Annotated in this window: 25 protein-coding genes; 15 read left to right on the forward strand and 10 right to left on the reverse strand. The window is 34.5% G+C overall.

The features are described 5' to 3' along the window. Nucleotides 1–255 precede the first annotated feature (255 nt). Nucleotides 256–873 (forward strand): superoxide dismutase [Fe], encoded by a 618-nt coding sequence (gene sodB / locus F3G76_RS08160; protein WP_149706413.1) that lies wholly within the window; start codon nucleotides 256–258, stop codon nucleotides 871–873. A gap of 574 nt (nucleotides 874–1,447) precedes the next feature. Here the strand turns inward: sodB and F3G76_RS08165 are convergent. Continuing rightward, on the reverse strand, nucleotides 1,448–2,614 hold the full coding sequence (locus F3G76_RS08165; RefSeq protein ID WP_149706414.1) for a MalY/PatB family protein: 1,167 nt from the start codon (nucleotides 2,612–2,614) through the stop codon (nucleotides 1,448–1,450). An 88-nt stretch (nucleotides 2,615–2,702) separates the two neighbouring features. Between F3G76_RS08165 and F3G76_RS08170 the strand changes: the two genes are divergently transcribed. From F3G76_RS08170 to tpx, 3 genes are all read left to right on the forward strand, one after another. Continuing rightward, nucleotides 2,703–3,158: a DIP1984 family protein gene (locus tag F3G76_RS08170; protein ID WP_103571487.1), complete on the forward strand. Its 456-nt coding sequence runs from the start codon at nucleotides 2,703–2,705 to the stop codon at nucleotides 3,156–3,158. 218 nt (nucleotides 3,159–3,376) lie between these two features. Beyond that, entirely contained in the window at nucleotides 3,377–4,519 is a 1,143-nt protein-coding gene (locus tag F3G76_RS08175; RefSeq protein WP_149706415.1) for a trans-sulfuration enzyme family protein, read from the forward strand. Between the two features lie 9 nt (nucleotides 4,520–4,528). Continuing rightward, on the forward strand, nucleotides 4,529–5,059 hold the full coding sequence (gene tpx, locus F3G76_RS08180; RefSeq protein ID WP_103575517.1) for a thiol peroxidase: 531 nt from the start codon (nucleotides 4,529–4,531) through the stop codon (nucleotides 5,057–5,059). Nucleotides 5,060–5,065: 6 nt separating this feature from the next. On the opposite strand, the gene F3G76_RS08185 is transcribed toward tpx, so the two are convergent. Together F3G76_RS08185 and F3G76_RS10805 are read right to left on the reverse strand one after the other, a co-directional pair. Further along, the gene (locus F3G76_RS08185; protein WP_223227447.1) at nucleotides 5,066–6,409 is read right to left on the reverse strand and encodes a DNA/RNA helicase domain-containing protein; all 1,344 of its coding nucleotides are present in this window, start codon (nucleotides 6,407–6,409) and stop codon (nucleotides 5,066–5,068) included. A 113-nt stretch (nucleotides 6,410–6,522) separates the two neighbouring features. After that, complete coding sequence (locus tag F3G76_RS10805; protein WP_223227448.1) at nucleotides 6,523–6,933, reverse strand: nuclease-related domain-containing protein; 411 nt, start codon at nucleotides 6,931–6,933, stop codon at nucleotides 6,523–6,525. A 102-nt stretch (nucleotides 6,934–7,035) separates the two neighbouring features. Here F3G76_RS10805 and F3G76_RS08190 point away from each other — a divergent pair, with 102 nt between their 5' ends. Then, the gene (locus F3G76_RS08190) at nucleotides 7,036–9,096 is read left to right on the forward strand and encodes a hypothetical protein (protein ID WP_149706416.1); all 2,061 of its coding nucleotides are present in this window, start codon (nucleotides 7,036–7,038) and stop codon (nucleotides 9,094–9,096) included. 658 nt (nucleotides 9,097–9,754) lie between these two features. On the opposite strand, the gene F3G76_RS08195 is transcribed toward F3G76_RS08190, so the two are convergent. Next, nucleotides 9,755–9,979, reverse strand: a complete 225-nt coding sequence (locus tag F3G76_RS08195; protein WP_103644980.1) for a type II toxin-antitoxin system VapC family toxin — start codon at nucleotides 9,977–9,979, stop codon at nucleotides 9,755–9,757. A 169-nt stretch (nucleotides 9,980–10,148) separates the two neighbouring features. On the opposite strand from F3G76_RS08195, the gene F3G76_RS08200 reads away from it, so the two are divergent. Together F3G76_RS08200 and F3G76_RS08205 are read left to right on the forward strand one after the other, a co-directional pair. Next, nucleotides 10,149–10,400, forward strand: coding sequence for a hypothetical protein (locus F3G76_RS08200; protein ID WP_021092475.1), 252 nt, complete (start codon nucleotides 10,149–10,151; stop codon nucleotides 10,398–10,400). Continuing rightward, nucleotides 10,401–10,688 carry a type II toxin-antitoxin system RelE/ParE family toxin gene (locus F3G76_RS08205; protein ID WP_103644979.1) on the forward strand — a complete coding sequence of 96 codons (288 nt, stop codon included), beginning with the start codon at nucleotides 10,401–10,403 and terminating at the stop codon, nucleotides 10,686–10,688. Nucleotides 10,689–10,698: 10 nt separating this feature from the next. Here F3G76_RS08205 and F3G76_RS08210 read toward each other — a convergent pair whose 3' ends face one another. After that, on the reverse strand, nucleotides 10,699–11,949 hold the full coding sequence (locus F3G76_RS08210) for a hypothetical protein (RefSeq protein WP_149706417.1): 1,251 nt from the start codon (nucleotides 11,947–11,949) through the stop codon (nucleotides 10,699–10,701). 216 nt (nucleotides 11,950–12,165) lie between these two features. On the opposite strand from F3G76_RS08210, the gene F3G76_RS08215 reads away from it, so the two are divergent. Continuing rightward, complete coding sequence (locus F3G76_RS08215; RefSeq protein WP_103610766.1) at nucleotides 12,166–12,702, forward strand: hypothetical protein; 537 nt, start codon at nucleotides 12,166–12,168, stop codon at nucleotides 12,700–12,702. 272 nt (nucleotides 12,703–12,974) lie between these two features. Here F3G76_RS08215 and F3G76_RS08220 read toward each other — a convergent pair whose 3' ends face one another. Both F3G76_RS08220 and F3G76_RS08225 read right to left on the reverse strand, forming a co-directional pair. Further along, entirely contained in the window at nucleotides 12,975–14,372 is a 1,398-nt protein-coding gene (locus tag F3G76_RS08220) for a tetratricopeptide repeat protein (protein ID WP_188116571.1), read from the reverse strand. A gap of 8 nt (nucleotides 14,373–14,380) precedes the next feature. Further along, entirely contained in the window at nucleotides 14,381–14,860 is a 480-nt protein-coding gene (locus tag F3G76_RS08225) for a hypothetical protein (RefSeq protein WP_149706419.1), read from the reverse strand. A 135-nt stretch (nucleotides 14,861–14,995) separates the two neighbouring features. On the opposite strand from F3G76_RS08225, the gene F3G76_RS08230 reads away from it, so the two are divergent. The 3 genes from F3G76_RS08230 (at nucleotide 14,996) to F3G76_RS08240 (ending at nucleotide 17,128) form a co-directional block, all read left to right on the forward strand. Next, complete coding sequence (locus tag F3G76_RS08230) at nucleotides 14,996–15,427, forward strand: hypothetical protein (RefSeq protein WP_149706420.1); 432 nt, start codon at nucleotides 14,996–14,998, stop codon at nucleotides 15,425–15,427. A 128-nt stretch (nucleotides 15,428–15,555) separates the two neighbouring features. After that, on the forward strand, nucleotides 15,556–16,497 hold the full coding sequence (locus F3G76_RS08235) for a hypothetical protein (protein WP_149706421.1): 942 nt from the start codon (nucleotides 15,556–15,558) through the stop codon (nucleotides 16,495–16,497). 10 nt (nucleotides 16,498–16,507) lie between these two features. After that, a complete protein-coding gene (locus tag F3G76_RS08240) occupies nucleotides 16,508–17,128 on the forward strand; it encodes a hypothetical protein (RefSeq protein WP_149701468.1) in 621 nt (206 codons plus the stop codon). Nucleotides 17,129–17,187: 59 nt separating this feature from the next. On the opposite strand, the gene F3G76_RS08245 is transcribed toward F3G76_RS08240, so the two are convergent. Genes F3G76_RS08245 through F3G76_RS08255 form a run of 3 tightly spaced genes read right to left on the reverse strand, consistent with a single transcriptional unit; the run spans nucleotide 17,188 to nucleotide 18,600 of the window. Next, nucleotides 17,188–17,538 (reverse strand): hypothetical protein, encoded by a 351-nt coding sequence (locus F3G76_RS08245; RefSeq protein ID WP_103594876.1) that lies wholly within the window; start codon nucleotides 17,536–17,538, stop codon nucleotides 17,188–17,190. Nucleotides 17,539–17,566: 28 nt separating this feature from the next. Beyond that, entirely contained in the window at nucleotides 17,567–18,061 is a 495-nt protein-coding gene (locus F3G76_RS08250; protein ID WP_149706422.1) for a hypothetical protein, read from the reverse strand. Then, nucleotides 18,058–18,600 (reverse strand): hypothetical protein, encoded by a 543-nt coding sequence (locus F3G76_RS08255; RefSeq protein WP_149706423.1) that lies wholly within the window; start codon nucleotides 18,598–18,600, stop codon nucleotides 18,058–18,060. Before F3G76_RS08255 ends, F3G76_RS08250 begins: the two co-directional genes overlap by 4 nt. Before the next feature lie 199 nt (nucleotides 18,601–18,799). On the opposite strand from F3G76_RS08255, the gene F3G76_RS08260 reads away from it, so the two are divergent. The 4 genes from F3G76_RS08260 (at nucleotide 18,800) to F3G76_RS08275 (ending at nucleotide 22,331) form a co-directional block, all read left to right on the forward strand. Next, the gene (locus F3G76_RS08260; RefSeq protein ID WP_149706424.1) at nucleotides 18,800–19,771 is read left to right on the forward strand and encodes a hypothetical protein; all 972 of its coding nucleotides are present in this window, start codon (nucleotides 18,800–18,802) and stop codon (nucleotides 19,769–19,771) included. 14 nt (nucleotides 19,772–19,785) lie between these two features. Next, a complete protein-coding gene (locus tag F3G76_RS08265; RefSeq protein WP_149706425.1) occupies nucleotides 19,786–20,109 on the forward strand; it encodes a hypothetical protein in 324 nt (107 codons plus the stop codon). Between the two features lie 109 nt (nucleotides 20,110–20,218). Further along, nucleotides 20,219–20,776, forward strand: a complete 558-nt coding sequence (locus F3G76_RS08270; RefSeq protein ID WP_149706426.1) for a ClpP family protease — start codon at nucleotides 20,219–20,221, stop codon at nucleotides 20,774–20,776. Nucleotide 20,777: 1 nt separating this feature from the next. Beyond that, nucleotides 20,778–22,331, forward strand: a complete 1,554-nt coding sequence (locus F3G76_RS08275) for a type IV secretory system conjugative DNA transfer family protein (RefSeq protein WP_149706427.1) — start codon at nucleotides 20,778–20,780, stop codon at nucleotides 22,329–22,331. Nucleotides 22,332–22,360 lie beyond the last annotated feature (29 nt).

Below are 22,360 nucleotides of genomic sequence, written 5' to 3' on the forward strand. Positions count from 1 at the left end.
TTATATTATTTTTTACATTTAGAGAAATTTAAATTTACTTTTCTCTCTTTTGCAAAGCCAAATTTGCTCTTTTAGGATATAAAATTTCACTCTTTTAACCACAAATTTATCAAGTAAATTCGCTAATCTTTTATAAATAAAAAATTTAGCTTTTATAAAAACGCCCTATTTTTGGCTTAAAATTTAAAAGATTTTGTTTGTTAATCTTTTGTGGCTATAATGCGAAATAACAAATTTTATTATTAAGGAATTATTATGTTTGAACTAAGAAAACTTCCGTTTGACGCAAACCACAATGCAGTAGTAAGTGCTAAAACCTGTGAATACCACTACGGCAAGCACCACGCAACATATGTTGCAAATTTAAACAATCTCATAAAAGATACAAAATTTGCTAACGCATCATTTTACGAGATCTTAAGAAATAGCGAAGGCGGTCTTTACAACAACGTCGCTCAAGTTTATAACCACGACTTTTACTGGGACTGCATCGCTAAAAAAAGCGAGATGTCAAGCGAGCTAAAAGCTGCGATCGAAGCAAATTTCGCAAACTTTAAAGATGAGTTTTTAAAGGCAGCTACAACGCTTTTTGGCTCAGGCTGGGCGTGGCTTGTATTTGACCCAAGCAGCAAAAAGCTAGAGATTGTGCAAACTAGCAACGCAAAAACTCCAGTGAGCGATGGCAAAGTGCCACTTTTAGTCGTTGACGTTTGGGAGCACGCTTACTACATCGACAACTTCAACGCTCGTCCAAAATACCTAGAGACATTTTACGAGAATATAAACTGGGAATTTGTAAGCCAAGCTTACGAGTGGGCGCTAAAAGAGGGCCTTGGCTCAGTTGAGTTTTACACAAAAGAACTACATAAATAATATCTGGCGGGACCTCCCCGCCTTTAAATTTCTGCTTTTATTCAAATTTAACTATCAAATTTATCATTTTAAAAGAGTGAAATTTCTTGTTTTGGCAAGTGGTCTTTTTATAAATTTACAGCCAGCATGAGCCAGCTCATCTTTAAATTTCTATTTTCTAAATTTTAAAATCATCAAATTTCTCTGCAAAATCACTTTTTGAAAGATAATGCGAATGGCTTAAAATCTTGTTTTACCAAGTGAGTTTTCTTAAATTTAAAGCTGGCGCAAGATATCTCACTTTCAAATTTCTATTTTTCAAATTCGAGTTGCTAAATTTAGTAAGCAATAGGCACAATGGTTATAACTTTGAAATGGCATAAAACGCTTGCTTTAGTGGTCTAATCTATTTTGGTGCGGTGACTTTTACTTTAAATTTAGCGCTATAAAACAACTTCACGCCTTTAAATTTATGAGTAAAACTTACTTTGACATTTAAGAAATGGGAGCAGTATTTGTTACTTCAAAATGCCCCTAGTAGCTATTTTGTATCAAGCAAGGGCGGCTTAAATCTCAAAGCCACCGCAGCCAAAATTTATCTTTTTGAAGTGTATAAATTTATCCCATTTTGCAAGCGTTTTAGCCCTTCAAGCACCCTTTCGCGCTGCGTTGCGATATTCATACGAAGGAAAAATCTATCCCCCCTGTATGCGTTGCCGTCATTTAGCCAAAGTCCAGCTTTGTCGCGTAAGAAATTCATAAACTCGCTCGAATCCTCGCAAAACGCACTGCAGTCAAGCCACAAAAGATAGGTCGCACTTGATGGCAAGAGCTTCACTGGTAAGCCTTGCTCTTTTATGAAGTTTGCGACGACCTTTTTGTTTTCAAAAAGATACTCTCTAAGCTCATCAAGCCACGCCTCGCCCTCGTTAAATGCGGCGATTGCGGCGATGATCGCAAAGGCATTTGCCTCGCCAACCTCATCGTAGTTGATAGCGGCATTTAGCCTTGATCTGATCTTTTCGTTTGGCGTGACGACGGCTGAGCTTTGAAGGCCAGCTATGTTAAAGGCCTTTGTAGGCGAGATGCACGTGATGGAGTTGTTTTTGCACTCTTCGCTAACGCTGATAAATGGCACGTAGTTTAGCCCAGGATCAGTTATGTCGCAGTGAATTTCATCGCTGATAACTAAAACATCGTGCTTATAGCAAAGCTCGCCTATCTTTTTAAGCGTCTCTTTGTTCCAAATTTTGCCTATTGGATTGTGGGGGTTGCAAAGAAGCATCATAGTAGTTAGCGGCTGGGCCAGCTTTGCCTCGAGGTCGTCAAAGTCTATCTCATAAGAGCCATTTTTATAGACGAGGTCGTTTGATAAAATTTCACGGCCGTTGTTTTTTATGCAGTTAAAAAAGACGTGATATACAGGCGCTTGCACTAAAATTTGATCTCCTGGGCTACTAAATCTCCTAATAGCAGTCGAGATAGCTGGTATGACGCCCGTGCAAAAGCACATCCACTCATTCTCTAAGCTCACGTTATGGCGCCTTTGCCACCAGCTCTTTATCGCCTCATTCCACTCTTTTGGGATGAAAGAGTAGCCAAAGACGCCGTTATCAAGGCGCTTTTGCAAGACACTTAAAATTTCAGGTGCAGCCTTAAAGTCCATATCCGCAACCCACATCGGCAAAACATCGCTCTTCATACGCCATTTTGATGAGTTTGTGCCTTCTCTGCTTACTAATGTGTCAAAATCGTACTTCATAGCTTTTCCTTAAATAAAATTTTAAATCAATTATAACCCAAAAGATACTAAGATGATTTAAAAATTTAATACCAAAAAAGGAAAAGTGATGAAACTAGCTCAGGCTCTCATCCTAAGATCTGACACGCAAAAGCGCATCGAACAGCTAAAAGTTAGACTACTTAGCAACGCAAAAACGCAGGAGAATGAAAGTCCAAGCGAGGATCCAAAGCTGCTTTTAAAAGAGCTTGACAAGCTAACAAGCGAGCTTTTTACGCTCATTTGCTCTATAAATTTAACAAACTCGAGCGCAAAATTTGATGGCATGAGCCTCACTGAGATGATCGCTAAAAAGGACGCTTTGACGCTAAAAGCAAACGTGCTTAGAGAGTTTGCCACGAGCGCTAGTCAAAAGGTCGATCTTTACTCAAACAGCGAGATCAAAATTTTAAGCACAGTCGATGTGAGCGCACTTCAAAAGCAAGTAGATGCGCTTTCAAAAGAGATCAGAGAGCTTGAGATGAAGCTTCAGGAGGCAAACTGGTCGGTTGATCTAGTAGAGTAAAATTTATGGTAAAAATTTAGCCAAAAGCGAGTAAAAAACCATACATTGGCGGCTTGCGAAGACCAGGCAAAAGCTTAAATTTAGTCTTAGCAATCTTACAAATGCAAATTTAAAAAGCACTTTTACTACCACTTACTGGTTTGGCTATATTTTGGGTGGGTTTGGGGAAAATTAATCTTTATCATGTAAAATTTCGTAAATTTTTAAAAAGGAAATTTATGAAACTAGACACTCTAATCGTAAAAGGCATCGAAGCTAAAAACAACCCAAACAAAGCGGTCGTTCCGCCAGTATTTTTAGCTAGCACCTTCGTGCAAGATGACCTTGAAAATTTTCAAGAATTTGCCTACTCACGCGGCAACAACCCTACAAAAAAGGCATTTGATGATATCTTTGCTAAAGCTGAAGGTAGTAAATACGCATTTAGCTTTGGCTCGGGCATGGCAGCAACAGCAGCTGCACTTAGTCTTATCAAAACAGGGCAAAAAGTCCTGCTAAATAGCAACGTCTATGGCGGCACATATAGATATGTCACGAGCGTTTTTGAAAGCCACGGCATAAAGAGCGAATTTATAGATGATCTAAATTTTTTAAGCGAAGATGACATAAGTGACGACGTGGCAGCCATCTTCATCGAAACTCCCTCAAATCCTCTCTTAAGAGTGACTGATATCGCTAGAATTTCAAAGATCGCTCACAAAAAGGGCGCTCTAGTCATCGTGGATAACACATTTTTGACGCCTTACTATCAAAAAGTGCTTGAGCACGGAGCTGACATCGTAGTATATAGCGCTACAAAATATATCGGCGGACACGCTGACGTGATCGCTGGTATCGTCACGCTAAACGATGATGCTTTGGCTGAAAAGATAAAATTTGCCAAAAACACGCTTGGTGGCATCATCAGTCCGATGGATGCATACTACCTCATACGTGGGCTTAAAACGCTTAGCGTTAGGTTTGACAGACAAACACAAAATACCCATAAAATAATAAAATTTTTAGAGAATAATGACGCCGTTAGCGTGGTGCATTTCCCTGGCTCATACAGCGAGCAAGAGGCAAAGATGCAAGCAGCTCAAGCAAGCGACATCGGCGCTCTTATATCATTTGAGCTTGATGAAAAATATGATGTAAATAAATTTGTAAAAGCGCTAGAAATTTTTGATCTAGCAGTGAGCCTTGGTGGCGTAGAGAGCCTTATCTGCAGGCCTGCTACGATGACGCATGAGGCATATCCAAAAGAGTTGCTAGATAAGATCGGCATAAAGCAAAATTTACTTCGCCTAGCCATCGGCATCGAAAACGTCGATGATCTAATAGCCGACCTTGATCAAGCATTTAAAAAAGCTAAAAAATAAGGAGAAATCATGGCAACTACAAAATTTAAAGGTAGTGAGGTAAATTTAAGTGGAAATGAGCTATTTGTCGGCTCTTATGCGCCTGAAGCAAGAGTCGTAGCGCAAGATCTTAGCGAATTTTGTGTGGGCGGAAATAACGGCATCGAGGTGCTTGTCTGCTTGCCCTCACTTGATACTGGCGTTTGTGCGGCAGAAGCACGTAAATTTAACGAAAAAGTAGCTGGAAAACACGGCATAAAACTTAGCATCATCTCAAACGACCTGCCATTTGCGATGGGGAGATTTTGCACGACTGAGGGCATAGAAAATTTGCGCGTGGGAAGTGACTTTAGATACGGCGAATTTGCCCAAAACTACGGCATGCTAATGAGTGACGGGGCGCTAAAAGGCCTGCTTGCAAGAGCGGTCTTTGTCATCAAAGATGGCGTCATCATCCACAAACAAATCGTCCCTGAAGTGACCCAGGAGCCAAACTACGACGCAGTTTTTGACACGATAAAACAAAGCGGCGGATGTGGTTGTGGCTGCGGCTGCCATTAAAATTTACTATGCAAAGAGCCCAGCTATGATGGCAAAGAGCTGACTACCCGTCACCACTAGCTCGCCGACCTCTTTTACATTCCTTAAAACTGGCCTTATAGAGGCTAGTTTTAAGCTTGATTTTTCTTTTATTTGTTCGCTTTTCGGCGGCAAGTCTTGCGTGATAGTGGCGTATTTTTTGATGATCTCTATCACCTGTTTTATCTCATCTGGCAAATTTTCATCCAAATTTTTAGGCAGCGAGATATACAAATTTTCACGGCTTCTAGTTAGTAAGACGTAAATTTTTCTATAAAAAAGCGCCCTTTCATTTTTATATATGGTCTGCAAAAACGGCAAAAAGTTGTGGATGATGACATTTTGTGCTTCAAGGCCTTTAATGGACTGCATCGTCAAAACCTCCACGTTTTTACCCTCTGGCAAGACGCTCTCTTTTATGGCACTTACAGCGACCTTGCTATTACTTAAAACGACACTTGTTTCACCATTTGGTAATGCTTTTAGACACTTTTTAAGATCTGCAAATTCATCAAGCTCAGCCACTTTTATGCTGCCATCTTGCAAGATACACTGGATGTCTGAGATGAAGTCATGATTTAGATAAAAGCTCTTTTTGTAGTAGTCGTTTATCACAGAGTCCTTTTGCAAGATCTCAAATGCGCACCTAGCGATGTTTGAAGGCGTTCGGTAGATGTTTTTTAGATTTTTCACGCGCCCTCTCATGTCGATCCGCTCAAATTTTGGATGGTGAAAGATGTCGGCGATGTTGTTCATCGTGTATGTGTAAAATTTCTGAGCCTCGTCGATGAAAAATATACAGTCCTTTATCTCCTCATAGATGACACGCATAAAGCCAGCTGGCATGTCCTGAGTCTCGTCGCAAAGGACGTAGTCGATCGGGTGCTTTGCAAGGTGGGCTTTAAATTTCACTCTAAACTCAGCAATCGCTTCGTCGGTTTCATAAATTTGATACTTTTGGCTGATATTTGTATTTTCATCCATTTCAAGCTTTGTCTCGTCAAATTCTATGCGTTTTAGCAGCGAGATGATCGGATATACGGCGATATTTTTGTTTATAAATTTATCGCCAAAGCTTGACTTGATATTTTGGGCCAAATTTTTGTTAAAACAAAGCACGAGAAATTTCTCATTTTCGTCACGCTCAAGCCTATTTGCGACAAAATTTGCAAGTATCATCGTCTTGCCAGCGCCTGCAACGCCTCTGATCACGCGAAAACCGCCAGTGTAGCCGTTCATGATACTAAGCTGCTTGTGGTCAAAAAACATCACTTCGTCTTTCGTGATTATCGGGATTATCTTTTGTTTTAGCCTGCTTTGATTGACAAGCATTTCTGAAATTTTAAGAAACTCTTTTTTGTTTGGTAGCGTGCTTATAGAGGAGTTGAAAAATTTAGCAAAGATGTTCTCGTCTATGAGATCGTCCTTGAAAAAGGTGTGATTTTTTAATTTAGATAGCTTGGATTTTTCGCGTAAAATTTACTAGCCTCAGCCTTGCTGATAGAGGGGAAAATGACCCTGTACTCGACATTTATAGGCACTTTTTTAAGCACTGACTCTATCTTTGCAAGAAGCATTCTTTGATAAATTTTTACCTGATCGTAGGGGTTGTTTTCGTCTAGTTGCTCAAGATCATCCCAGTTTTTCACCTCAATGACGTAAATTCCAAGTGCTGGATGGAGCAAAAGCAGGTCGATCTCTCTAGATGAGCCAGCAGGATCGTCGATGCTCGCCTTTGGGATGAGATAGTAGTTTTCATCGCCTTTTTGGTTTAAAATTTTACCGATAGCCTCGAGCACATCAGCCTCACCCTGCTCACCTTTAAAGATCTTACTAAAAATGCTTTTTATGCTCATAAACCACTCCTTGCTACAAATAAACTTTTTATCATTTAAATATTATTTTTATTTTATTTAATATAAAATAACTTTCATTATATTTTTCTAAAAGGTGCAGTTATGGATGAGGATTATTTATTTGTTGGATATGAAGCGATACTGGTTGAAGACGAGCTCATAAAAGATCTTTTTATAAATTTTGAAAGATACAAAAAGCAGCCAAAACTCCCCAAAGGCATATACGGCGAATATTTCGATCTTGTGTTAAAGAATTTTGAAATAAATAGTAATCACCAAAATATATTTTGTGATCAAGAAAATAATGTAAAAATTTTCTCTATCAAATACAGCGATGACAACTACTACTCAATGGACTCTATAGACAAAGGAAAAAATTATCAAAAGCTAACAAGACTAGATATAGAAATGGCAACAGACAATATACAAAGTAGCTGTGAAATAATAAAGAATTTTAAGAAAATGCAAGTAGACATAAACTTTTTAAAAAATATAGAAGGAAAAACTGCACGCTACTTATTTCCATATTTTATAGATTATAAAGACAATAAATATGTCGTCTATGACAATAAAATTTCTAAAGTTAAAAATTGCATCTTGTTAAATTTTAAAAAAACAGATGATAAACCCTTTATTACAAAACGAAAAGTAACTGAAAAAACCAATAATGATCTTTTTAAATCTCTTAATAAAATTGGTTTTAGCGGTAAAACATTAACCTGTGATAAAAATTTCGGTCCTAAAAAATTTATTATAGACGAGTTAAAAAAATGTTGCGATCAATATCCACAAGCACAAGAGATAGAAGAGCTAACTTCAATCAATTTCGATGACAGCAAGCTTTACATTTTAACTAACGACATTAAAAAGAAACACTATTTTAGATGCGACAAAAAACTATTTGAGATCAAAAACATTGAGTTGTTTGACCTTTGTATAAAAAATGATTATAAAGTGGACAATATAATAAGCTCGGAACACAAAGACGTTACCATTACATCGATTGACATCTCCGATAAATATATACGTGATGACAAATTTATCATTTATAAAAAACTAACCGAAATACTTGAAGTTGATGACAAAATAGACACTGATACAAAAAAAGAACTTCAAAATTTCGTTGATAGTATAAACAATCAATCCAAAAAAGTATCCCAATGTTTAGGTATATTACCAGATATAGCCTGCTCGATACATTTCATTATGTTTAATATAGAAAAAGAAAATGTGCTCTATGCTATAAAACCTGTAGATAAAATTTATAATCAAAAAAATATACATTTTGGATTTTATAAAAATTTAATTAGCGGCTATAAGCCTAGCGATACAAAGATGATGAAAATATTTGCTGATTTTGAGGGAATAAATACTTTTAACAACTACGATGCAATAAAAGAATTATCATATTTTAAACAAAATGAAACAAAATACACAAAAACATTTGTTCAAAAAGACAATATATACATAAATGAAGAATTTTATTGGAATTTATTTGTATTTACAAAATCAGGTTATGAAAACGGTATACAAAAAGTTCTAATTAAACTTTTTTATAATGCCAAAGTATACATATATCAAAAAAATATTAGTTCCATTCTTAAGTCCATCACAAACAAGAATACATATTCTATATTTGGTCTTAATCCTTGCAAAATAGCAAAAATATCAGCCTTGTCTATAGTATCTTTGCTTATGATATTATTTAACATGTTAAGCAATATGGCATTTTTAGATAAGCTCGGAATATCACTTATTATACTTACAGCCATATATGCCTTTTTGTTACTAAGAAAAACTCAAGAACAACACATATTTGAGACAAAAGAGAATTTTTTTAAATTTAAAAATTTTATATACATGTCACTACACGAAGATCTAAAAGATACAACAAAAATAATACAAGAAAATTCTGAAAAAAATAAAGAATTAGAAAATACAAATCAATCAATTAATGAATTTTTTGATCTTAAGGAAAAGGTGTATCAATATAACGCAAATAGACGTTCTATAATCTTTGCAAGCCTAGCTATTATTATTTCCGTACTTGCACTTACAGGCTATATAGAGCATGAAATGAAGCAATTTTTTACAGATACTCAAACAACAGATGGTTATATAATGTCCGTTATTCAAAAAATAAAGTCTTTTGTTGGTAATTAGAAATTTAATAGAAGCAGCTAAATTATCTATTTTTACTGCTTCCATTTTATAAATAATATTTTTAACTATAAACTATCCTAACAGTTTTAAAATTTCATTGCCTATGTGGTGCTAATATTTTGATGTTATAAACGGCAAAAATTTTATATTATTTGTAAATTACCATTTTTGCAAGTTTTATGATTATTAAAAAGCGTTATTAGAAAGTGGCCGGGAGATAGGGACACCTAGAGTGTAAAAACATTTTTCATTACTACAAGTACCTAAAAATGGGATTTCTATGGCATTTTTAAGAGTATAAATATTGACTCTTTCTGAGTAAAAAGATGTAACAAGTCTATGTAACAAGTCTAGCACCATTAATTCCTTTCCTCTGCAATATTTTATATAAAATTTCGTCCAAAATTTTAGACGATTTTTATTTAAATATATTAATCGGCAACCGCCAGGTTACCTAGATACTTAGTCTTTTGCCTGACGCTATCGCACCTTCAAGCGTGCTTAGCGTTAGCGAATCGTTGTCTGGGTTTAGTAGTCTATCGAGAGCGGCACAACTGGTTTTCATGAGCTTAGTCATCTTTGTTTTGGTTGCACATTCCAGCTTTAAGCTAACCTCCGATATAACCAACAAAAGGCTTTGTATTTACCGTATATTATATCAAATGCTCCAATTTCCCATCCTGAGCTCGCTTATATCTTTAAAATCTTTTTCGTTATTCGTAACCAAAATAAGATTATCGCCAAGCGCTACGGCAGCAATCAGCATATCCATATCGCCTATCCTTCTGTTTTTATTTCTTATCTCAAGCCTTATTTTACCATAGCTTGCTGCGCATTTACTCGTAAAATCCAAAACGCCGAAATTTGAGATAAAATCGCCCATCTGTAACAAGTATTCTATGATTTTAAGGGGCTTTTAGAACATTTTTAATAAAAAACTTGTCCGATTATCAGGACAACTTTTTCTAGAATTTTTAGCTATAGAAATTTTTGTTTTAATAAAATCAAAGACTCTAAAGTGCTATAATCTACCCAAATTTAAAAGGACTTTTATGACAACCATGATAAACATTCAAACAACTGCAGATAATACCACTCTCGAAGCGATAAAGGCTCTACTTTTTAAAATAGATCCAGCTGCTATTTTTGAAGCCTATGGTGAGCAGCAAAACTATCTTAGTAAAGAGGACGAAGAGCATCTAAAGAGGATTTCTGATATGGATGATAAAGGAGAGCTAGAGTATGTCTCAATGGACGAAATGAATGCTCATGTAAATTCTCTTTTTAAAAAATACGGTGCCTAAATGCAGCAAATTCCTTATTTAAGCAAGGAATTTCTAAGCCAACTTGATGCAATTTTAGATTTTTACTCTAAGGATAGCATTGAGACTGCTCGGGCTTTTTATATTGAGCTGGTAGAAAGGCTAAAAAGCATCTCTTATATGCCTTACAGATTTAGAAAAAATAAAACAATCAATAGAGAAGACACTAGAGACCTTATCTTTAAAGGGTATGTGGTAGTCTTTCGTATAGAACAAGATCACATAAAAATACTTGCAATATATAAGCACAATCTCACTCCTTACTCATAGAAATACGCTATTAGCTTAAATTTATAGAGGCTATAACTTCTAAATTACTATTTGGCTCTTGCACCTTAATCTCCACAGGAAAGACTATACCGAAGTGTTCAAGCTCTCTTTTTAGCTTGATATTTGTATTTGCATGAGTTATGACTAGATTATAAATTTCTTCTTTTACTTGCCTTATCTCTTCTCTTGCCAATTCTATTTCACTATTCTTTTTGATAAGCTCTTGATTAGTCTTGTAAAACTCATTTTTAGTAGTTTGTAGCTCCGTCTCTTGAGCTTTATATAAGCTTTCTTGATCGCTAAGCCTTGTTCTTAGTGTTTGATTTTCATGCTCTAGCTCTTCTACCTTTACTTTTTGCTCTTCACTATATCCAGTAATGATCCCTATATATGTCTCATCTTTTTCAATGATAGCCTCTAGCTCTTCTAGTTTTTTCATAAGCTTATCATTTTCGCTAGCCACCCTAAAAGCTTTTAGTTTCTTATGCTTACTGCCACCATCTCCTTTTATCATTCCCAGAATTTCAGCGTTTGTGTTATATACAGTTTTAAAAACGGTTTTGTAGTCCAAATTCGGATCAGTTGTATTCTTTTTGAATCTTTGCATTTGGTTTCTGCCATTTACTAAGCTATTCCATTCTACATGAGCATGCTTTTGAAATATTGGTTCAAATTTTTCATATTCGAGTTCAGCCCCTTTTTCATAGTATTGCTTGCCATTTACACTCTCTTTTATATGTATGTAATAAGCCCTGCCATCCTTATCTGTAATGTATGTGCCACCTAGTTTGCCATTTTCATCATGAAATAGTGGAAATATCTCCTTGTTATCGCTCTTTCTCAAAAGGTGCCCCTCATCACTATGAATGTATAAATTTATGGGTTCAATGTTTAAAATTTTGCTTACAGCTTTTATGGATTTTAGTAAGCTTGATAGTTGCGTATGCTCGTTTAGTCCTATGACGCATTCATAGTGACAGTTTTGTTTTAGTGGTTTTTTGCCCTTGTGCTTATCTATCAGCTTGATCTTGCCAAGATGCGATACTTCATACTTCATCTCATCTCTTCTTTTTTGCCATAAGTCATCGAAGCTAAGCTTATTTAATCTTATGTACCTCACGGGCTTTTTCAAGATGCCATATTTTTCGTTTAGATAGTATCCTGGCATTAGGTAGCCAGGTTTTTCTTCTCTACTATTGTGAGCATTTATGCGGTCACTAGCTAGCTCAAATGTTATGTTTGCTTGTTGGTTTTTAAACATATTGCCTCTTTAATTTAATATCTATTTATAGTAATTATATGTGTTTGGGCAAAAATCATTAGCCTAAACCATTTTATTGCCCAAATTGGTTTAGATAGCTCTAAACCTTTGGGCTCTGCGAGGCTTTTTATTTAAAAATAAGCATAAAATATAAAGTTAAAAATAGAATAAGAAGATTTTATATAGAATAACTAATTTTAAAAAGATAGGTTTTATATGGTAACTAGAGAGATAAAATGTAGGTATTGTCAAGGATATGGATTTATAAGAGCAGACAAAAACTGTCCTGTATGTGGAGGGACTGGTAAAGTAACCCAAACTGATTTGGAAATTGGTAAAAAACTTCCAGATGCCGCTCAAGGAATTTTTGACACTATCTTGATAATATTTGAAAAACCTTTGATTTTTTTCATATCTGGGTTAATTTTATATGCCATTTGTAAATATCAACTAGAGTTGGAGTTAGGATACATAAGCGGAGCTCTTATAGTCGGTTCCTTTCTTCATGTATTTAATATCTTTAGTAAAGATTTTGGTAAAATTCATAAGATACTTATAACTGCCTCTATCATATTATTTGCAATGCTATTTCTATATATTCGTAAAAGTCAAGACCCCAATGCAGATCTGCTGTATATTCTAGGTTTTTTATTTGTAAATTTTATTAGTTTTTACAAGTCATATTATAAATTTGCCTGCGGTGTTATAGCGTTTGCAGTAGTAGGTTTCTTTTTAAAATATATTTTTAGTTAATTATTATTAGTAAATTCTGGATTTATCTTTGTTGGTATTTTAGAATAATAGGAAACGAGAAATACCATAGAGGATCCCAATGGAACTATCATTAAGTAAAGCAGTTTCTTGAGGCTAACTTACTATCAAGATTTTTTGATAGCATTCAAAATTTAAAAGAGTGTTTAAAAGAGATTTTATTAAAAATTAACTAACCTGAAGTTATATAGCTACTTATGAATTTATAAGTAGCTATATATGTTTTTGTTTATAGGCTATCTTATAAGTATTACCTAATTTGATTCTCGTGGCCAGTTGAATCTTTGCAACACATTACATCCTTCCATATCTCCACCATCGCAAGCTTTTTGAAAAAGTTTCATTGCCTTATCAATATCTCTTGCTACTCCATCGCCATTGAAATAGGCATTACCTAAATTAAGACATCCTTTCATTTCTCCACCATCGCAAGCTTTTTGGTAAAGCTGTACTGCCTTACCAAGATCTTTGGTTACTCCATCGCCATTTTGGTAAATAACACCTAGATTAGCACATCCTTTCATTACTTCACCATCACAAGCTTTTTGGTAAAGTTGTGCTGCCTTACCAAAATCTTTGGTTACTCCATCGCTAAGATAATAAGCATTACCTAAATAAAGACATCCGTTCATTTCTCCACCATCGCAAGCTTTTTGGTAAAGTTGTGCTGCCTTATTAAGATTTTTTGCTACTCCATCACCATCGTAATAAGCATTACCTAAATTAAGACATCCTTTCATTTCTCCACCATCGCAAGCTTTTTGGTAAAGCTGTACTGCCTTACCAAGATCTTTGGTTACTCCATCGCCATTTTGGTAAATAACACCTAGATTAGTACATCCTTTCATTACTTCACCATCACAAGCTTTTTGGTAAAGCTGTACTGCCTTACCAAAATCTTTGGTTACTCCATCGTCAAGATAATAAGCATTACCTAAATTAAGACATCCGTTCATTACTTCACCATCACAAGCTTTTTGGTAAAGTTCTACTGATTTATTAAGATTTTTTGCTACTCCATTGCCAAGATAATAAGCATTACCTAAATTAAGACATCCATACATCTCTCCATTGTCGCAAGCTTTTTGGTAAAGCTGTGCTGCCTTACCAAGATCTTTGGTTACTCCATCGCCATTTTGGTAAATAACACCTAGATTAGTACATCCATCCATTATTCCGCCATCACAAGCTTTTTCATAAAGTTGTATTGCCTTATTAATATCTTTAGTTACACCATTACCATAGTAATAAGCCTTACCCAACTCAGCACAAATTTTAAAATCACCATCTTGACACTTTTCTAGATCTGTCATACTTTGTGATCTTTCTGCTTTTATGCTTACGCTTGCTTGTGTGTCGTCTGCTACATAGACTTTTTGCTCACCACATATCCTGAGTATATTATTTTTTTCATTAGGGAAGCATACCTTTACATTATGCTCCCCTTCTTGTATCTGAACTATCAATGGACCATTTGCAGACGTCATACCCTTTTTCTCATCATCCACATAGATAGTTCCGCCATCTTTGACTTTCATAAAAAGCATTTTTGGCATATATCCATCTATGGAAAGTGTGGCTTTTGCTTGAAGTAAATTTAAACTCAAGGCTGTAATTGCTAAAATCTTTATAATATTTTTCATCATTGCCATCATTTATCCTATCTAAAACTAAAAGTATATGTTCCGACATTTGTTGGGACAACTATCTCTAAAATTCTATCTTTTTGGCATACCATTAAAGATTCTCTAGCATCTCCATACTCAAATGCAAGCTTGCTATTTTCTTCGACACCAAATTGTCTAATAAAATTTTTGCGTTCTTCTTTTGACCGAAATGCATTTTGAAACATTTCTCCAAAATATCCAGCAAAGGAATTCCCTCCCCCACGTTGTCTAAGATAATCATCAAATACCTTATTTGATTTTTTGTCATCATATATTACACATCCTGCCTTACCTTTATTTACTACTATGTTAGGGTAATCAACAATAAGCCTACCATCATAAAGCGATGTAATCTCAAAACTAAAACCAGCATCATCTGGATTGTCTTGATATAGCTTTAACTTAAAAGGCGCAGCCCCAAACATAGCTAATGGCAAGCTAGCTATTAGCAAACTTGAAAATACTTTTTTCATAACAATCTCCTTATTTGAAATTCATTCATTAGGTTAAAAATCATATAAGAATTATTCTTATTGAATACTTAATTCATATAGTATTTTTTTATCAACTATACTTCTTAAATTTAGAGCAATTTCAAAGAGTGTAAAATGCAAATTTATGAAAGAATCAATGCGATCCTAAGAAGTAAAAAGTTAAAGAAAAAGGACTTTGTCCAAAAATTTATAGATCTTGAACCTAGGCTAAAAAGCACAGGCGAAGTGCCGTCTCTACCATCTATATATAACTACCTCAATGGAAATAGAGAGATCAAAGCCGAGCTTATACCTTATATAGCAAAAGCCCTTGAAGTAAGCGAACAAGAACTTTTCATAGACAACCTTAATATCTCAAGCTTTTTAAAAGATATGGTAAATAAATGTAATTACAATGATAAAGAATATGAAAATTTACAAAACATAAGTCGTATCATAGATCTTTGTCAATATGCTTCAGAGCCACTCTTATCAAGGCTAATAGAAATTCTAGAGAAAAACAAAGAGCAAACGCTAAGACATATGAGGGATATTTCTCTTCTATAACCACCTTCTACTCGCCACAAAGACAACCATACCTAGAAACTATGTAGTTAGAATAAATTTTATATTAAATAAAGTTCGTATTGAATAATATACTTGTAAATTTTTACTTATAGAAAAAGGAGTTCTTGATGAAAAAGGCATTATTTATTGTATGCTTTTTGGCTAGTATGGTGTATGGATTAGAAAGAGGTGCTACTAGCAATTTCAAATACATTATAGATACAGGTGTTCAATCAATCTATGTGCTTCAAAATAGAACAGGCGGCTATGACTTATCACTTCAGCTTGTTTTTAACTTTTTTGATTCGCAAAGAAATGAGAAGGATGACTTTGGGGGATGTTACGACTACCGCAATATGGGAGAAATAATAGTAGATGGACAAAAGACAGAATGCACCAAAACAGGTAAAGATATTGGATGCTTTAAAAAAGATAAATTTGGAAACAATGTAAAAGTTTTTGAAATAATATCAACGCAATACAATAAGGATAAACCACAAGATTCGAGCTATTGTCTAAAAGCGCAAAATGAGTGCATAGCACTCACAAAGGTTTTGGAGCTGAAGTCTATGTTTGTAAAAAACTATGATATTAAGCTTACTCAGGATGAGGAAGATCTGATTAGAAATATGGATGTGTGTTATACGGGGCCGTATGGTGTTTTAGATAGTTATAGAAAAAGTAGTTTAAATTCCAGTGAGCATATGATAGGTCACACAAATATTTACTTCTCTTCACCAGACATAGCGATAGAAGACTCTTTAAGGTATGAGAATACTACTGGTAATGCAGAAGGAGATTATAGAGATGTAAAGATGATAAAAGATGGTAAAGAAAAGGATATCCAAGACTTTTTTACGGTTGATAAGGAAAGTTTAGAGAGACTATTGGGCGAAAAAGGTGTTATAGATCTTAGTTGCGGTATGTCTTGTCTAGTTCAGAGTATGTATATATTTAATGGAAAGATGTATGTAGATCAACGTTATGATGGCCTCAAAGTGGTGCCATATAGATTCATAGGAGACATACTGTCAGAAGAAGGCAGTAAATACATCAAAAGATATTATTAAAGGATTAGAAATGTCTATTGCAATTACAATATTAATATTTTTGGTAGTTTCATTTATTATTTATGGTATGTATGAAAAATCTTTTAACAAATGTCTTAACCTTGGCCCTAATGAGTTTGTAGAAAGAAAATTTTTGTTAAAAGCAAGTTCCTTGGACCTTAGTAAAATATTACTTGGACTAATATTTTTTACTATAATTATAGTAGATTTAGTTGAGCATTTTTTTAACAATCCTATCTTAGCTTTTTCTGCTGGCGCAATTTTTTTTATTTTGTATGCCATATATATAATGAAGACATTTATCTTTTATATAGGAAGTGGAATAGTTATAACACAACAAAGGGTTATAGTGATTAAATCGTTTAAGCCAACTAGCTTTAATATAGATGAAATACTATATGCCAAAGTTTCTGAAAAAGACGAAAGAGCTATAAAAGATGAAATGGCGATAAAAGATGAGATAACAAAAAATGCAATAACTATAATGGACATAAATGGCAGACAAGAGACGATAGAAAATTTTCCTGATGCAAATATAGTCAGACTGGAGATAATGCAAATTCAAAGCATGCGAGCACGGGAGTTAGAACGAGAGTTGGAGCGTTTAAAATCGCAAAACAATCAAAACTAAATTTAGTATATTTGCTACTTTAGGCACTATATAAATGCTTAAAGTAGCATAAACCATTTTTATTTTGCTAGATCACATATAGCCTTGCAACCTATCTTGTGGCAGCCGTGATCGTAAATTTTATTTGCATAACTTTCAACCATACCAAGAAGTTTAGTTCCTAGTTTACTATCTGAAAATTTTGCTAAACTTGCAGCGGCTATTGGGATTTTGATAAATTTTTCGCAAGCCAAACAATTTTCACCACTTAGACACTGGCTTCTTAGCTCGTTTGCATATTTCATCGTATATACTGGCCTCATTTCGGCCATTGCATTGACCATATTGTCCCAACTTTTTTCAACTTCTGCGCTTGTAACTGCAAAAGCATTTAACGCAATTACTACCAAAAACAACGATATCCTTTTCATTTTTACTCCTTAATAAAATTTGTTTTACCTATTTACTCCACTCTTTAGGGGCCTCTTGTAGTCTCTTCCATTTGACAGACGAGTCACATACGGAGAAATCGCTAAGTTCTATTCTTTTTTTAGATTCTAAAGTCCTATAAAGCATTATGCTTTGTGGGTTACTTGGCAAGACATAATCTTTACTGCTTACATGGATACCCCCTGTCCTAGAAGATACGTTGAGTAATTTACTATAACATTCTGTTAGTGCCATATAATCATCGTTTCTTTCAGTATAAGGATTTATAAAATCTGTCTTGACTGGAAAAATTTCTAAATAATAATAAAAAGTCTTATCTCTTCCGTTTCCTGCAAAATCAACCTCAGGGCCATAAGATATATGGTAGTATATTCCACTATTAGGATCTTTCTGTGATTTAATAGTTTTATCTGTTCTTTGCATTTTCTTACTTTTATTTAGTGTTGTTGCACAACCACTTAATAAAAACATTGCCAAAAAAGCAAGTGCTAAATTTCTAATCATCTCATTTTCCTCTTTTTGTTTTTAAGATATATTACTGAGTAATCTTCTTCAAAAAAGTTTCTACGAAAATCCGCAGAAATCCATCCTCTATCCTCTGCCTCGTTTATATTAAGCAAAGGCAGTTTTTTTAATTCCTTTTCGTAGCTTTCTGTTGGACCGAGTTCTGCAATAACTCTACCTGTTGTTTTATCAACATACCAGAGAGACAAATAAGTTGACATCATATTGTTACTACAATTAATGGATGCTATTCTTTGTAAATTTGGATATTCTGTTTTAGATGGGTCTTCTACGTATAAGCTTGAATCCCTGCTAAGACTTTTATATGTATATTCATAGTTAAAGTCCACACCATTACTATCTCTTACATATATAGATCTTGAGTTTGCAAAAGTAGGATTGCATACAGGTTTTTTAGGGGGAGTCATAAATTCCTTCATGTCTTGTGCTATACCATTGACTAAAGCCTCTAAAAAAGAGGCATTGGCATTTGTACCTACAAAAAACAAAAATAAGGTAAATGCTATTTTTTTTACCATAATTCCTCCTATATTTTTCTATACGAATAATTATATCATATTTTATATTTATTTGAATAATTTTTACTATTTATTATATAAATATTTATTTATTACTATAATCTTATTATTTTAATTTCAAAAAAAGCTATTAAAATATAAACTTATCTTTAGTAATAGCAATCAGTAAAAAACACTAAAAAATTTGCAAGGAAAATATATGTCACTGCTACTTGAATATAAAATTTTTAGCAATAGAAATAAAAAGGAGATAATGGAAGATATAAATATTAAACAGGAGCCAATTTTAAACTCCCTTGTAAATACCTATGCGTTATCACTCTTTGTTTGTAATTTTTATGAACTTAATAGCATAGATGATAGAAATATCTTTGAAGTGTTTGAAAAGTTGGTTAATGGTGAAAAGGATGAGCAGGTTAGGCATTTTATGGAAAAAATGTGTAGGTATTGCGGTGAGCATGATGAGCTCATAGTAAATGTGCCAAATTTTCGTGCCTGCATTAAAGATTTTAGTAAAAAAGACAGAAGTAAGAGAAAGCATATAAATGCGAAGCTGGGAAAAATATATAAAGAGTATTATGCGCTTATAAAGCTAGACAAAAATTTATCTTCACGTCAAAAACAGCATATAAATGATAAAAATAGCTATATGCTAACCCCAAATATGCATTTGGAAAGTCATGTAAAAGATATAAAAAGTAGATTAATAGGTGATGATGAAAAATTTAAATATTTGCAAGACGCTGCTTTTATAATGATGTGTTTAATCCCTGGACGCTACTTTTGGGAGTGTGAATATACCAACTTTCCAGGTGGTAACCAATTGCCAAACCATGGCAATCTGGTTTATTATCTTGCAGGCTATATTTATGAAAAAGCAAAGGTTGAGAGATTTTTAAATAGTGTAGGCGCACTTATAATAAGAGATGGTCTCGTAATCACACTAGATAGAGATAACCAAGCGCTCTTTTTTGGAAAAATGTGGTCTGAAGTTTTTGAGTTTGAAATTTTTAAAGATAGGTATATAAGTTTTAGAGAAGATGGCGCTTTGGTTATTTTTTCTCCTAAATTTTTTGGAAATTTTGATCAAATTTATGATGAAATTTGGAAGATAGAGCGAAAAGTGATAAAAATAAAAGCAGCACTTGTTAAAAATACTTATACTATTTAGGGGATAAGCTACTCTTGGATGCTGAATCAATATGCGAATTTCTTAAAAAAGAAAATATTTTTGTACTAAATAAATTTAAACAAGAGCTAGACAAACTACAAAATGATCTTTCATATAAAAATTTTCAGACAACAAAAGATAGATACGCTAGGCAGTGGCTTATAGATAATATCTATGGACTCTATGTTGTTTTGCACGCTCCACTAAAACGTAAGGATGCTAACGAACTAGCCAAAATTTACTTCGAAGATCTCTTGGGTGAGAGCTTAAATTTGTTCATAAAAAAAGATAGACGTCCTGCTTTAGGATACCATATAAACGATTTAGAGATTTTATAAGAACACCTCAAAACAACCAAACCACCGACTCTAGAAGCAATAGGTGGAATTTAAAGACTCATCTACTATCTTAAACTTCTCTCACAAAAACCAAAAACAAGGAGAGAAGATGGCAGAGTTTGACAAGTTAAATTTCGCCGACATTCACATGAGCTTGCTAGCTGATAGAAATATCTTTTTATATGGGCAGATCGATCAAGAAATTTGCCTGACTACACAAAAGACACTTTTGTATCTTGACAGCTTAGATCAAAGCGACATAAACATATATATAAGTGGCCCTGGAGGCTCGATATATGATGGCTTTGGACTAATCGACTTTATGAAGACCATAAAATCACCAATCAATACATTTTGCGTGGGACTAGCTGCCTCTATGTCTGCACTCATATTTTTAAACGGAGATAAGCGCTATATGTTGCCAAACTCAAGCCTCATGCTTCATCAGCCTCTTGGTGGCGCATCGGGTCAGGCAAGTGACATCGAACTAATCGCAAATCAAATTTTAAAAATCAAATCAAAAGTCAATGAGATGATAAAGGCTAACAGCAACCTAAAAATAGCAAAGATAGAGCAGCTCACCGATAGAGACTGCTATATAGACGCATCATCAGCCATTGCTTATGGCCTAGCTAATGAAATAATATCAACTAATAAAGGAGAATAATATGTCAGTTTTTTCACTAATCAACAACAAAAAAGAGCTAGCCCAAGTCGCTGCTTCAAACGCTCTTAGCATACCTATTAGCTTTACGCATGCGATGATAACAGGGCAAACAGGTTGCGGTAAGACCACTTCAGCGATCCTGCCAGCGATGGATGAGCGTATAAAAGCAGGGCATGGGATGCTTGTCTTTGACTATAAAGGAGTTGAGCATAAAAAGGTTAAATTTTTAGCCAATAAGCATGGCAGACTAAAAGATGTCGTAATGATAAATGTGCCATGGGGGAACAAAATAAACATAATGGATGACGCAAGTGAGAGTTTATTGATGAATTTCTTTCAAAAGACATTTGGCACAAAGCGTGATCCATTTTGGGGAAATTTAGCAGCAAATATCGCTACAAAGTCCATTTCAACGATGAAGGCGATATGTGACCTTACAGAGCAAGGTTTTTGCACCCCATATATAGAAAATAGAGCAAAAGATATAAAGCCAAGCTTTGCAAATTTATGCAAATCAACCCAGCAGCTAGGCGACTTTAAAAAATTTTATGCCTTAGTTAAGCTGGTAGATGATCATGTAAAAAGCGACACGGCATTTGCAAAAGGTATAAGCAAAAGAAGACATTTGGCTAGCTCTTTAAATGAGAAAATTTGGGCATTAGGCGAGTTTAATGAAAAATCTGAAAATTTCATACAAGCTTTTAAGGAGTATGAAGGTGTAAGAAATGATGAAGAGTCACAAAAAGCAAGGCTTTTCTCAAACTACACATTTATGCTTTTTGCTTTGCAAAGCATAGCTGACGATGAGATGCTAAACTATCATGGCAATAGCATAAGCAAGCTACTAAATGAAGGAAAGATAGTCGTTGTAAATTCTCAAGGACTAAAAGATAGTGCGGTAGAGCTTATGCTAAATTCCACCCTTTCAAATATGGCGCAACGCATAGCAAACGAAGAGAAGGTGCCAGTTAGTATCTTTATAGATGAAGCGCAGCGTGTGCTAAATCCCTCAACGGACCTGCACGCTGACGTGCTAAGAGAGGCTAGGGTTGAGCTAATACTTGCCTTTCAAAACGAAGATGTGCTAAAAAGTAGCCTTGGTAGCGACTCAAGATATAAAGAGCTGGTGGGAAATTTAACCAATCAATACTTCTTTAAAAACTCGGTCAGACAATACGCCAGCGGAGAGGATAAAGACTTTAGCAAGTTAAAAAAATTTGAGTATTACCACGATGGTAAAATTTATAAAGCTTCGCCTATATTTATAGATGAAAATGACCTTTTAAAGGCTGAGCTAAGCTACCAAAAAGAGCTTGGCATCGGTAGTAGTTTTACTAATGTAACTCTTGGGGATAATGAAATTTTGGTATATAACGAGCAGCTATTTAAAAGGCGCTCTTTACTCATAAAGCAAGACATAGTGACAAAGAAGAAGTCTGAAGTGCCAGTGCTAAATCAAAAACTTGATGCACTGCTTAAAAGACTAAATGCTTTAGTTCAAGAAGCAAAAGAGTCAAAAGACGAAGATGAAGATCTCTGGCAGGGGGTTTTATAAGATGTAAATTTACTCATGGGAGAGCTTCC

The sequence above is a fragment of the Campylobacter concisus genome (assembly GCF_902460575.1).
In the GTDB taxonomy this organism is placed as follows: domain Bacteria; phylum Campylobacterota; class Campylobacteria; order Campylobacterales; family Campylobacteraceae; genus Campylobacter_A; species Campylobacter_A concisus_AW.